The following is an 11,038-nucleotide window of genomic DNA, read 5'->3' as shown; positions in this document are numbered from 1 at the left end:
GAGGCGCACCTGCTGGGCTCCAGGATCGAGTACGACGAGGAGCGCGACACACTCCGGATCAGCAGCCTCCCCACTCAGCTTCGCGACCAGCTCAAGCGCCGCAAGGCGGAGCAGGAGAGCACGTCATGAAAGGGGTTCGTCGCCCAATCCTGCGCTACCACGGAGGCAAGTGGAAACTTGCTCCCTGGATCATCCAGCACCTGGCGCCACATCACACTTACGTCGAGCCCTTCGGCGGCGCAGCCTCCGTCCTGCTCCGGAAAGCCCGCAGCTACGCCGAGATCTATAACGACCTCGACGGGGACGTGGTGAACCTGTTCCGCGTCGCGCGGGATCACGGTGAGCAACTGCGCCAGGCCCTGGCGCTTACCCCGTTTGCCCGGGAAGAGTTCGAAGCCAGCTACGCGGAAACGTCCGATCCGCTCGAGCGCGCGCGGCGGATGGTTACCCGAAGCTTGCAAGGTTTCGGTACCGCAGCTGCGTCCGGCGAACGTACAGGGTTCCGCTCAACCTCGACCAGATCCGGTACCGGACCTGCACTGGACTGGCGCAACTACCCCGACACGCTGACCGCGATAACAGAACGCCTGCAGGGCGTGGTGATCGAAAACCGCGACGCCCTCGCGCTGATGGAATATCACGACCGGCCGAATACGCTGCACTACGTGGATCCGCCCTATGTCCACTCGACCCGCAGCACGAAGGTGCGCCACAACGCCACAGGCAAGTCGTACCGGTACGAACTGGACGACAACCAGCACAAGGAGCTGGCGGCATTCCTCAAGCGGCTGCGCGGCATGGTGGTGCTCTCCGGATATCCCTGCCCACTCTACGACGAGCTCTACAGCACCTGGCACAGAGTCGACCGCCACGCCTATGCAGACGGCTCCAGAGAGCGAATCGAATGCCTCTGGCTCAACAGCGCAGCGCTTGAGGGGTTGGCACAACTGGACTTCTTCCAGGCCAGTAATGCGTCTCCATCGCCCTCATTCCAGACCACGGCCGCTCATTACTGAGCGATCTGCAGGAGAACAACATGAAGAACGTTACTTCGATCAGCCGCAAACACGCAGAAGACAAGTTTGTTGTACGCATGCCGCAAGGGCTCCGCGATCAGCTCAAGCAAAAGGCCGCGCATAACCACCGCTCGGCCAACAGCGAGATCGTCTACCGACTGGAGCGCAGCAACGAGCTCGAGGAAGAACTCGCGCGAGCAAACCGAATGGTCGACGAGCTCCTCGCCAAAAATCAGCGCCTGCAGGCAGAGCTGGCGGCGGCGAACGCGCCTCAGGTGGCGGAGGCATGAGTATGGCCAAGATCAACCCGCAAGATCTGAAAGACCGGCTACTTGCCCCTGGTTTTACCGCGCCGCCCAAGGTTCTGGAGCAGCTGTCGGACCCAGTCAGCGACACGCCCATGGTCCTGACGCTCGACCAGGTCCTCCCCTGGCACGATAACCCCCGGACCACTCGAAACCCGAAATACGATGAGTTGAAAGAATCGATCCGGCATCGAGGCCTCGATACGCCGCCACCAGTGACTCGACGCCCTGGGGAAGACAAATACCGCATTCGCAACGGCGGAAACACTCGCCTGGAAATTCTCAACGAGCTCTACAAAGAGACCGGCGACGAGCGTTACTTCCGCTTCAACTGCCTATTCCGCCCCTGGGATCAGCAGCGCGGCGAAATCATCGCGCTCACCGGTCACCTGGCCGAAAACGATTTGAAGGGCGACCTCAAGTTCATCGAGCGGGCCGTCGGCATTCAGAAAGCGAAAGCCTGGTATGAGGAGGAGAAAGGAGAACCGGTCGGCATCCGCGAGCTATCTCGGAAGCTCACCGATGACGGCTATCCTGTTTCACCCTCACACATCAGCAAGATGTTGGATGCCGTTGAGATACTGCTGCCAGCCATCCCTGTGATGCTGTATTCGGGACTCGGCAAACCTCAAATCGAAAAACTCCTGTCACTCAGAAAGTCAGCCTCTTCCTGCTGGACACGTCTATACGCCGGCGAAGGCATCGACTTCGAGATGCTGTTCCAGGACACCCTGGCAATCTTCGACAGTAGCCCTGACGAATTCATATTCGACCGATTCCAGGACGAACTCATCGACCAGATGAAGCGTCCCTTGGGCCTGCGTTATGACCAGATCCTGCTCGAGATCACCAACGGGCAGCAGGAACAACGCCGCAGCACTCTGGTCGACCTGCCCACACCTGCCGGGCCACCTGAAATTCCACCAGTTGGGCAGGAAAACCCTGCTGCGTCGTCTACTGGGCAAGCACAAATACAGAGCCCCGCTACCGGCCTCCAAACGTCCAAGACCAAGAGCCCCCCGGGTACATCTACCCTGCCAGCTCCGCCGCCACCAGTCCAACAACAGCAACTGACCGACGAGGAGCGTGCAGCGGTCTTGGCAGGCCATATCGTGAGCCCGGTATCGACCAGGATCCAGCAGACTCGCCAACGGCTTGCCGGCCTTGAGGGTGAACATCTACCTGTCTTCGATGAAACAGCCCTGCAGGCAATCCCAGTGCAAGTCGGCGGTCTGCACCCGATCACCGACCTCTGGTACATCGAGCGGTCGATCGATACCCCCGAGATCTTGCGACAGCACATCGCTGACCTGGCTGAAGAGATCGCTCTGCACGTCGGCGCCCCAGGCGAGATCGTCAGGATTCAGGGCGGTGTGGGTTACACGTATCGCGAGCCCAATGAAGACCGTGAGATTACTGATTCAGCGCTGCACCTCATGACGTTGCTTCAAGCGCTCAGCGGCCAGGTCCAAGTCGTTCTGAACACTCACGATCAACAGACCTGCCGCGATGCACTGGGTGAATTCCAGTTCTCAGCTGGCCTAGCTCAGTTGCTGCTGGGCCAACCCACCACAAGCGATCAGCCATCCAGCCAGGCAGGCCGTCTCAATGACGAAGCCCTGGTGAAACTGTTCCGGATCATTCGTCTTGCCCGACGCCTGGTTGACCTTGAGCTGCCGCCGACCGCCTTCGAGCAAGCAGCTACCGACCAGTGATTTCGCACGATTTGGGGAGAGATCGACATGTCGAAGTCGTTGATCAATGAAGCGGTCCTGACGCAGGTGCTCAACCACCTGCGCAACGGCCAGCTCAGGCGTTGTGCCGAGATGGGGCTGCGGCCGGAGATTCTGGCTCAGCTCCAACAGCCTGCTGTCATGAGCATCCTGACCAATACCCCGGTTTCCTGGGTAGACGTCAGAGTGAACATCGACGTCATGGAGAAGATCCTGGCCACAGCCGAGCGCAGCGCGCAGGAAGACCTGCAGATCGAACGCGCACTGAAGCTGGGAGCCACCACAACGATGATCCAGAGCTTTTTCGGTCTGTCGCCGGAGGACACCGCCACCAAGCGCTTGATGCTGGAGATCCACCCGCGCCGCGGTCGCTGGCGGCAGCTCGATGAACAGATCGAGCGCCAGATTTGGTTCCGCTGGGAGCACCTGATGCATGAAAACCAGGTCCGCCTCGAGGACAGCATGGAGTTGCTGGACATCGCGATGATCCTCACCGAGGAAATCAACGCCGGAATCGAACAAGACAGTCCAGAATTCATCAGCCTCGCCATTGTGTGGTCTCTCATCCAGAGCTGGTTGAAAGACAACCTCTATCAACCAAACAGGAAAGGACAGGCCAAGCCCACCACCCTTTACCTGGCCAGCGTCAGCGCTCACCTCCCCTCGCCTGCGGCTCACCCGCCACAGAGTCCCGCCCTGGAGATTGAGCCTGCGCAGCAGCAACTCCTCAACCTGGTTCAGTCGGAAGGCGATACGACACCATGACAATGAGGCTGTCGCGCTTTCCCATTTCGACCTTGCTGGACTCGGCCTCGGGACATCTCGAGGACCACTTGTTTAAGAAGCGGCTCGCTGCCGAAAGCGGCGAACCGCTGGCTCAACAATATTCCGGTATCATTTTCAGCGGCAACCCGCATGAAACCGTTCCTCGGCGCCTGCTGCTGGATAAACGCCTCACCCCGCTGGAGCGGAACTGCTGGCAAGTGTTCCGCCTGCTCATCAACGACGACGGGCTGACCGCGTTCCCGACATACGAGCAACTACGCCCCTACCTCGGTATGCAGCCGGGCAAGATCGCCTCGCGCGAAACCATCGCCAAGGCACTCACGGTCCTTCGTCTGACCCGCTGGCTCAGCCTCGGCCGACGCCTACGCAACGACCTCAACGGGCAAGTACAGGGCAACGTCTACATCCTCCACGACGAACCGGTATCCCCGGCAGAGGCCCTGGAGCTGGACGCCGACTACATGCAGTTGCTGAGCCAGTCCACCGGCCACAGCAACCGAGCCATACGCGAAATCGGCCAGATCACCTGGCGGGAATTCAGGGATGACCCGGACGTGGGTCGCCGCCTCCCAACCCATCTGGAGAAGCTCGAGGGACGATTGAACCACCAGCAATGGGCTATCGATAGTCAGCTCGAAGCGGATCCAGCGGCAGAGTTCGGCATCCGAACTCTGCCCGATCTACCTCATTCAACCCCGAGTTCGGATGCCGAACTCAGTGAAATCAGCAACAAGCAATGCGCTTTACCGCTGAGTTCGGATGCCGAACTCAGACAGAATCCGCCGAGTACGCCCTTGGTTCGGATGCCGAACTCATATAGTACGTATACATACAAACAAGATTCTGTATATAAAAAGCCAGTACAACCGCGAACACGCGAGGAAGCACATCCGAACTGGCAGGGCCTCTTGCACGCACTGGAGGCCGAGCAACGGATCCAAGCCGTAAGCGCGCTCCGACGGGTGTCCGAGGATCTTCGGCTACCCATCATCGAGCAGTGGCAGCACCGATGTGCCGGCGGAACCGTCGGCAATCCGTTCGGCTACCTCATGACGCTCATCCAGCGTGCAGTCCAGGGCAAGTTCAACGCTTCTTGGACTCCGGAAGAACCGGCTGAGCGAACCATCCCCGCAACGGAACGCCCCATTCGTGCTCCGGCACCATCAAGCCCCATAGCGCCTACACAGCCTCAGGTCCAGCCCAGGGGGGATACCCGGACAGGGAGCGAGGTCCTCAGCCGGCTCAAGGACCTCATTCGGCCCAGGCACGGATCGAGCGTGCCATCCGAGCGGGGTGATGAGCCATGAGAAAGTCTCGGTCGGGCGTCGTGTTTTTTAGTGTTGCGGCCCGCATCACTCTGCCAAGGAACGACCTCGGCGCCGACGGCGAGCTGGGTGTTTCCACTGGAAACACTCTGCCAAGGATCGACCTCGGCGCCGGCGGCGAGTTGGGTGGTTCCACTGGAACCACTTCACCAGGAACTGACTTCGGCGCCGACGGCAAGCTGGGTGATGCCACTGGAAACACTCTGCCAAGGATCGACCTCGGCGCCGACGGCGAGCTGGGTGTTTCCACTGGAAACACTCTGCCAAGGATCGACCTCGGCGCCGGCGGCGAGTTGGGTGGTTCCACTGGAACCACTTCACCAGGAACTGACTTCGGCGCCGACGGCGAGTTGGGTGATTCGGCCCGAAACACTCTGCCAGGTCCTGGCCTCGGCGCCGCCGGCGAACTGGGTGTTGCCACTGGCAACAGTCCGCTAGGACCTGGCCTCGGCGCCGAGGGCTATCAACCTCTCCCACTCAATAGGAACCGAAAAGATGTGCGACTCAATCGTGTATGCCCCTATGGACGAACTCGAATTCGAGCGGCTGCTAGGGCTGGCAACCCTATTCAACGACAACGATGAATGGCCTATCGACTTTACGGAGCTGCAGGAACTGAGCGAGCTGCTCGGCAAGCTCAAAAGTTGCGTCGACGTAGCGATAGACAACACACCTGAGGCGGCCAAGAGCTGAAGGAGGCCAACCTCCATGAGCCGCAGGCGGGATGATGATGAACCCGCACTGCCAGCGGAAATACCCCAGCGGCGAACCATGTATTTCCTACTGCGCGCTCCTACCCCGATCAGCACGATGTGGCCGAACCCCTTCCCTATATAGGAACCCTGCACCATGGCTGAAACCCATCGGCTTCAGATCGGCTCTCTCCGCAGCGATGTCGCCCTGACGCTTCACACCTATCACGCCGCCCGCATCTGGACAGGCCGGCAGAAGTCGGATGCCAAGCACAGCATCCTCGGCCTCTCCGGCTTCTGCGCATACGTGAATCGCATGCACCGCGGGGCAGCACAGGACGATCCGTACTCCGACTGGTGGCTGGTTCAGATCGAAGAGAAAGTCGAGAGCTGCCAAGCCGCGCTCAAGGCCATCGACCAGCGACTGGATGACGTCATGGCCAAGCTGCCCGCGACCCTCGATATCTCCGAGAACCTGTCCGTCACACCGGTCAAGGTCCCGTTGTTCATCTCCAACCCTCTCGGCTTCAAGGCAGTCTATCTCCTGACCAACTACGACGAACTCGCCCGTCGAATCCTGCTGGCCCAGCACGTCGGGCTGGTCGGTCGCCGCGACATGGAGGTCTGGCTCGACGAAGGCGCGTCGGTGCTGCGCAGCCTCTTTGGTCTGGCCCAGAGCTACCAGTTCTCGGGCGCCACTCGCGACGACTTCGCCGCAAACAATGCTCGCGCCGAAGCCGCGCGGAAGATGTACGAGAAGTTCGGCGAGATCCCGCAGGACATCCTTGAGGGCACCCGACGCTCGAACTTCGCTCCGCCGATCACCCGAGGCCGCTCTGACGGTGATGCCGATGATGACGCGGACCGTGTCGAGCTCGAGGACTGATCGGAATGCGGCAGCTCGATAAGAACCAGCAAGGCGCTCTGCAACAAAGTGCCTTCCGCCCACTGCAACAAACTGCCTTCCAGGCGCTGCAACACAGTGCCTCACTAAAAGGCCTTTTAAAGCCTTTTAAAGGTAATAGGGAGCTGGCCCAGTTGGCGGAACAGTGCGAAGCCCTGGAGCAGGGATTGCTTGAACTTGCCCAGGGACTGCTGGCCCAGGTTCGTCGCCATCCCTTCACTCTTCTGCCCACCCGACTCATCGAGCAGCGCACATCCGCCCGCACAACCTTTCTTCGCTGGCAGCACATTGCATCCCGGCGGATGGGCGTCGGGGTGTGGGCGGAAATGCTGCGCCAGGACAAGACCCCGGAATACCTGCTGCAAGACCTCTACGAGATGGAGCTGCAGCGCATCACCCTCAACATGCAGATCAGCCTGATCCACTCCATCGGCAAGCAGGCCGCAGAGTGCGCGGAAAAGATGGGCCAGGCCGAGGCCGAGTTCATGGGCCGACTGCAGCAGAGTCAGACCCGCCCTGGTTACGTGGGCATGTAGCTGTACCGCTCTACCTTCGACGAAACGATCACCAACGGAGAAACAGCATGAGCAACATCAGCAGCAAGACCGTTTCCAACACCAAAGGCCAGCCCTCAACCGAGGTCAGCGTCGAGATCATCGGCGGCAAGCCCACCACTACCAGCCTCGACGTCGCCAAACACTTCGGCAAGCAGCACAAGGATGTTCTGCGCGCGATCCGCAATTTGGATTGCTCGACGGAGTTTCATGAGCGCAATTTTGCGCCCACGATCCAGACCGTGCTGGGGCCCAAAGGGGCCAAGCGGGAGGAACCCGCATTCCGCATGACCCGCGACGGCTTCACCTTCCTCTGCATGGGATTCACCGGCAAGGAAGCCGCCCAGTGGAAGGAGGCCTACATCAACGCCTTCAACAAGATGGAACAGGCGCTCATCGAGCAACCCGAGATCCTCAGCCACAACCACCTGCTCCAGTTCGCCATCAAGACCCTCGACCTGATGCGCGATCACACCCTCGGCGAGCCGGCCCGCCCCAGGACAGAACAGGTCGTATGCAACTACCTGGCCGTCGAGTCCTTGGACGCGGCGACTCCCGAGCAGATCAAGCAGGCCCTGAACTTCCTCCAGGGTCAGATCATCGGTGAGGGTGTGGCCGCCAAGTCCTTGCCCAGCGTGGCCGGCTCCTCCATCGCCAAGGACCTGCTCTATGGCCTGCTGCGCTCGGCCCACGATGCCGAGTTGCTGTTCAACTCCCTCTACGACAGCGGCGTCGAAAAGCTGGCCAGCGATGTATTCAAGGAGCACATGGCCAACACCTTGGCTGCAACTTCTCGGCAAACCCGTGAACTGCTCGGGTACGTGGCCAGCCGCGCCACTCGCTCCCCCTTCAAACCACGCTCCACCCACTAACCCCCTACTCAACCGACTGGAGATTCATCATGGCTACCCCCGTCTTCTGGGAAGGCAACATCGGCTCGGCGCCGGAGCACCGCAGCTTCCCCAACGGCAACAACCCTCCGCGGCAGTTGCTGCGTCTCAACGTGATGTTCGACAACTCGATTCCAGATGGGCAAGGCGGCTACAAGGATCGCGGCGGCTTCTGGTGCAGCGTCGAGTGGTGGCATCAGGATGCCCAGCGTTTCGCCGAACTGTTCGCGAAAGGTATGCGCGTCAAGGTCGAAGGCAGGGCGATCATGGACCGCTGGCCCGACAAAGAGTCAGGCGAAGAAGTCCAGGCTCTGAAGGTCGAAGCCTCGCGCATTTCCATCCTTCCGCATCGCCTGGCCGAGGTCACCCTGTTGCCGTCTACCAACGGCCAGTCGACACAACATCAGCAGTCTCGGCAGGTGCCGCAGCAACCTGCTCAGCAGGATGCGCAATCGCAGCAGGACTACGACAGCGCCTTCGACGACGACATCCCCATGTAGCAGGCGGCTTAATTTTTGGCCGCCCATTCGTGAAGCTGCGGGTGGCAAGCACAACTCTTCGCCGCCCGCAGCCTCGTAAAAACACTCGAGCAACTGGATCAACCACAATGATCGGGAATCGTCTGAGAGAAGAAAGGCTTCGACTGGAAATGAGCCAAGACGCCTTTTCACAGCACTGTGGGGTGACGAAGAACACTCAGGTTTCGTATGAGAAGGGACGGCGCAGTCCCGATACCACCTATCTGCTTAAAGCCATCGAGATCGGAGTCGACGTTCTATACGTAGTCACTGGCCGACATGTTCCAGCGGCGGTGAAAGCGCTCACTCAAGAGCAGCTGGATATCCTCAATTACATGTCCGGAATGTCCGAGCAAAACCGCGCCGATCTCGTTCGCGTGGGAAGGGCAATGTATGACGCCAACCAGTTTCGAAGGATGGCGCCTGCAAACTCCCTGTCTTAATTTTGGCCGCCCGTTCGTGAAGTCTCTGGTGGCAAGGGCTTCCGATTCGGAAATCTCGTTCGGAAATCTCGATCAGTACGAGGTGCAGTGTGTCAAAGAGAGCGACCGATACCGACAAGCTGGACAGACGACACTTCAACGATCCCCACCGGACTGTACGGGCTATTGGTGCTGAGGCCGCGCGGAAAGGGCTACGGGTGTTCGACTGCCCCTACAGTCATCCTGCGATGCGGGCGTCCTGGTTGAAAGGGTTTGCCCAGGAGCAGCAACAGCAGCTCGACTTCTGATGACGTTACCCTTCAGTTCCTCTCGAAAACTGCAACAGCGCACCGTCCATTTCGTATTGTTGGCCCGCTCTCTGATCGCGACAGTTCGACCGACTGTTCCGAGAGATTCCGCCGATGCACCTCGTAATCATTGAAGCCCCGGGCAAGCTGAAAAAGCTGAGGTCCCTTCTCCCCTCGATTCGTCCCGACGTGACCTGGCAGGTCGAGGCGACAGCCGGCCACATCAGAGACCTACCCGTTCACGGCCAGGATCCGCAGATGCTCACCGTCGGCGTGGGCCAGGATTTCAAACCGCACTACCAGATCCTCTCGGGCAAGGAAAAAACCGTCGCACGACTGAAGGAGCTGCGGCAGAAAGCTCTGGAGATCTACGTCGCATCCGACCCGGATCGCGAAGGCGAAAGCATCGGCTGGCACATCCTCCAGGCTGCCGGGATCAAGAACTACAAGCGCGTTGCCTTCAAGGAAATCACCAAGTCGTGCATCAGCGCCGAGCTCAGCTCGCCGCGCCGTCTGGACCTCCCGAAGGTCGCCTCGCAGGAATGCCGTCGCGTCATCGATCGCCTGGTGGGGTATCTGGTCACGCCAGAGTTGCGGCGCGTGATGGGTAGGCCAACCACCGCCGGGCGCGTGCAGTCCGTCGCGGTGTACCTGGTGGTCCTGCGAGAGCGGGAGATCCGCGCCTTCACAGCAATCAAGCACTTCGGGGTGGAACTGACCTTCGTTTCGCCCAGCGACGGCCGTACCTGGACGGCGGAATGGGATCCAGTGCCCGTGTTTGCCAGCAAGGAGTTCCCGTATGTCCAGGATCGTCAACTCGCAGAACTGGTGGGGGCTATACGCAATGTCATCGTCGAGACCTGCATTGATGGCGAAGAAACCGATACGCCTCCGGCACCGTTCATCTCCTCCTCGCTCCAGATGGCCGCCGGGAATGCGCTGAAGTGGTCACCCGACAAGACGATGAAGGTCGCCCAGCGGCTGTATGAACAGGGGCTCATCACCTACCACCGGACGGACAACCCCAATATTTCGAAGGACTCGATGCCGGATATCCGTGCTGTCGCCAAAGCCTTGGGGCTGAAGTGTGTAGAGCAACAGCGGATGTTCAAAGCGGACCAAGACGCCCAGGAAGGGCACCCCGCCATCACCCCTACCGACTGGATGGCCGCTTCCGCCGGTGAAACTGCTGATGAGCAGGCGCTGTACCAGCTCATTCGAGTCCGTGCGCTTGCCAGCCAGATCGAAGCTGCCGTGTACGCAGTGAGAACCATCACCCTCCTGGGCGTCGGCCCCGACAAAAAGCCGCTGCGCTTCGGCGCCAAAGGGAAGCTGTTGAACGTGCCTGGCTGGAGAAAACTGCTGCAGGGCGATGACGCCGAGGAGCAGAAGAACGAAACGCCTTCAAACCCCATCCCGGCGCTGGAGCCAGGCCAGATACTCAAGGTCTACAGCGGCGAGGTCCTGGAGAAGAAAACCACCCCTCCCAAGCGATTCACCGACGCCAGTCTGGTGGGCGAGATGAAGCGCCGCGGGATTGGTCGGCCATCATCCTACGCCTCTATCGTGAAGAACATCATCGACA

General features: G+C 60.2%; 13 protein-coding genes and 1 pseudogene. All 14 read left to right on the top strand.

What is annotated here, in order from left to right:
* Positions 1-129 (top strand): annotated as a pseudogene (locus JHD77_RS22855) (nucleoid-associated protein YejK); the annotation flags it as partial.
* Positions 126-1,016, top strand: coding sequence for a DNA adenine methylase (locus JHD77_RS22850; RefSeq protein WP_025298026.1), 891 nt, complete (start codon positions 126-128; stop codon positions 1,014-1,016). The pseudogene JHD77_RS22855 and the gene JHD77_RS22850, both read left to right, overlap by 4 nt.
* Before the next feature lie 20 nt (positions 1,017-1,036).
* Positions 1,037-1,306 (top strand): ICE element conjugation transcription factor TprA, encoded by a 270-nt coding sequence (tprA, locus tag JHD77_RS22845; RefSeq protein ID WP_012076847.1) that lies wholly within the window; start codon positions 1,037-1,039, stop codon positions 1,304-1,306.
* Positions 1,303-3,036 carry a ParB family protein gene (locus JHD77_RS22840; RefSeq protein WP_031637209.1) on the top strand — a complete coding sequence of 578 codons (1,734 nt, stop codon included), beginning with the start codon at positions 1,303-1,305 and terminating at the stop codon, positions 3,034-3,036. The genes tprA and JHD77_RS22840 overlap by 4 nt, the downstream gene beginning before the upstream one ends.
* 27 nt (positions 3,037-3,063) lie before the next feature.
* Positions 3,064-3,819 carry a DUF2857 domain-containing protein gene (locus JHD77_RS22835; RefSeq protein ID WP_012076849.1) on the top strand — a complete coding sequence of 252 codons (756 nt, stop codon included), beginning with the start codon at positions 3,064-3,066 and terminating at the stop codon, positions 3,817-3,819.
* 2 nt (positions 3,820-3,821) lie between these two features.
* Entirely contained in the window at positions 3,822-5,147 is a 1,326-nt protein-coding gene (locus tag JHD77_RS22830) for an STY4528 family pathogenicity island replication protein (RefSeq protein WP_031637207.1), read from the top strand.
* Positions 5,148-5,687: 540 nt separating this feature from the next.
* Entirely contained in the window at positions 5,688-5,858 is a 171-nt protein-coding gene (locus tag JHD77_RS22825) for a hypothetical protein (protein ID WP_196752229.1), read from the top strand.
* Positions 5,859-6,014: 156 nt separating this feature from the next.
* Positions 6,015-6,743 carry a PFL_4669 family integrating conjugative element protein gene (locus tag JHD77_RS22820; RefSeq protein WP_023082037.1) on the top strand — a complete coding sequence of 243 codons (729 nt, stop codon included), beginning with the start codon at positions 6,015-6,017 and terminating at the stop codon, positions 6,741-6,743.
* A gap of 5 nt (positions 6,744-6,748) precedes the next feature.
* Positions 6,749-7,297, top strand: a complete 549-nt coding sequence (locus JHD77_RS22815; protein WP_023082038.1) for a DUF3158 family protein — start codon at positions 6,749-6,751, stop codon at positions 7,295-7,297.
* A 47-nt stretch (positions 7,298-7,344) separates the two neighbouring features.
* Positions 7,345-8,187 (top strand): Rha family transcriptional regulator, encoded by an 843-nt coding sequence (locus JHD77_RS22810; RefSeq protein ID WP_023082039.1) that lies wholly within the window; start codon positions 7,345-7,347, stop codon positions 8,185-8,187.
* A gap of 29 nt (positions 8,188-8,216) precedes the next feature.
* Entirely contained in the window at positions 8,217-8,705 is a 489-nt protein-coding gene (locus tag JHD77_RS22805; RefSeq protein WP_023082040.1) for a single-stranded DNA-binding protein, read from the top strand.
* A gap of 107 nt (positions 8,706-8,812) precedes the next feature.
* A complete protein-coding gene (locus tag JHD77_RS22800) occupies positions 8,813-9,166 on the top strand; it encodes a helix-turn-helix domain-containing protein (protein ID WP_003120979.1) in 354 nt (117 codons plus the stop codon).
* Positions 9,167-9,255: 89 nt separating this feature from the next.
* Complete coding sequence (gene crpP / locus JHD77_RS22795) at positions 9,256-9,453, top strand: ICE-associated protein CrpP (RefSeq protein ID WP_031644039.1); 198 nt, start codon at positions 9,256-9,258, stop codon at positions 9,451-9,453.
* 114 nt (positions 9,454-9,567) lie between these two features.
* Positions 9,568-11,038, top strand: a 1,471-nt coding sequence (locus JHD77_RS22790) for a type IA DNA topoisomerase (RefSeq protein WP_199506532.1), incomplete at its 3' end; no start/stop codon positions are given.

Source organism: Pseudomonas sp. P20 (assembly GCF_016463925.1).
GTDB classification, from domain to species: domain Bacteria; phylum Pseudomonadota; class Gammaproteobacteria; order Pseudomonadales; family Pseudomonadaceae; genus Pseudomonas; species Pseudomonas aeruginosa.
This window is presented reverse-complemented; position numbering and strand designations above follow the sequence as displayed.

Bases quoted from the DNA above. Each gene is read 5' to 3' on its own strand.
- tprA (WP_012076847.1), top strand. From the start codon at position 1,037: ATGAAGAACGTTACTTCGATCAGCCGCAAACACGCAGAAGACAAGTTT.
- JHD77_RS22835 (WP_012076849.1), top strand. From the start codon at position 3,064: ATGTCGAAGTCGTTGATCAATGAAGCGGTCCTGACGCAGGTGCTCAAC.
- JHD77_RS22825 (WP_196752229.1), top strand. From the start codon at position 5,688: ATGGACGAACTCGAATTCGAGCGGCTGCTAGGGCTGGCAACCCTATTC.
- JHD77_RS22805 (WP_023082040.1), top strand. From the start codon at position 8,217: ATGGCTACCCCCGTCTTCTGGGAAGGCAACATCGGCTCGGCGCCGGAG.
- JHD77_RS22800 (WP_003120979.1), top strand. From the start codon at position 8,813: ATGATCGGGAATCGTCTGAGAGAAGAAAGGCTTCGACTGGAAATGAGC.
- JHD77_RS22815 (WP_023082038.1), top strand. From the start codon at position 6,749: ATGCGGCAGCTCGATAAGAACCAGCAAGGCGCTCTGCAACAAAGTGCC.
- JHD77_RS22850 (WP_025298026.1), top strand. From the start codon at position 126: ATGAAAGGGGTTCGTCGCCCAATCCTGCGCTACCACGGAGGCAAGTGG.
- JHD77_RS22810 (WP_023082039.1), top strand. From the start codon at position 7,345: ATGAGCAACATCAGCAGCAAGACCGTTTCCAACACCAAAGGCCAGCCC.
- JHD77_RS22820 (WP_023082037.1), top strand. From the start codon at position 6,015: ATGGCTGAAACCCATCGGCTTCAGATCGGCTCTCTCCGCAGCGATGTC.
- JHD77_RS22840 (WP_031637209.1), top strand. From the start codon at position 1,303: ATGAGTATGGCCAAGATCAACCCGCAAGATCTGAAAGACCGGCTACTT.
- JHD77_RS22830 (WP_031637207.1), top strand. From the start codon at position 3,822: ATGAGGCTGTCGCGCTTTCCCATTTCGACCTTGCTGGACTCGGCCTCG.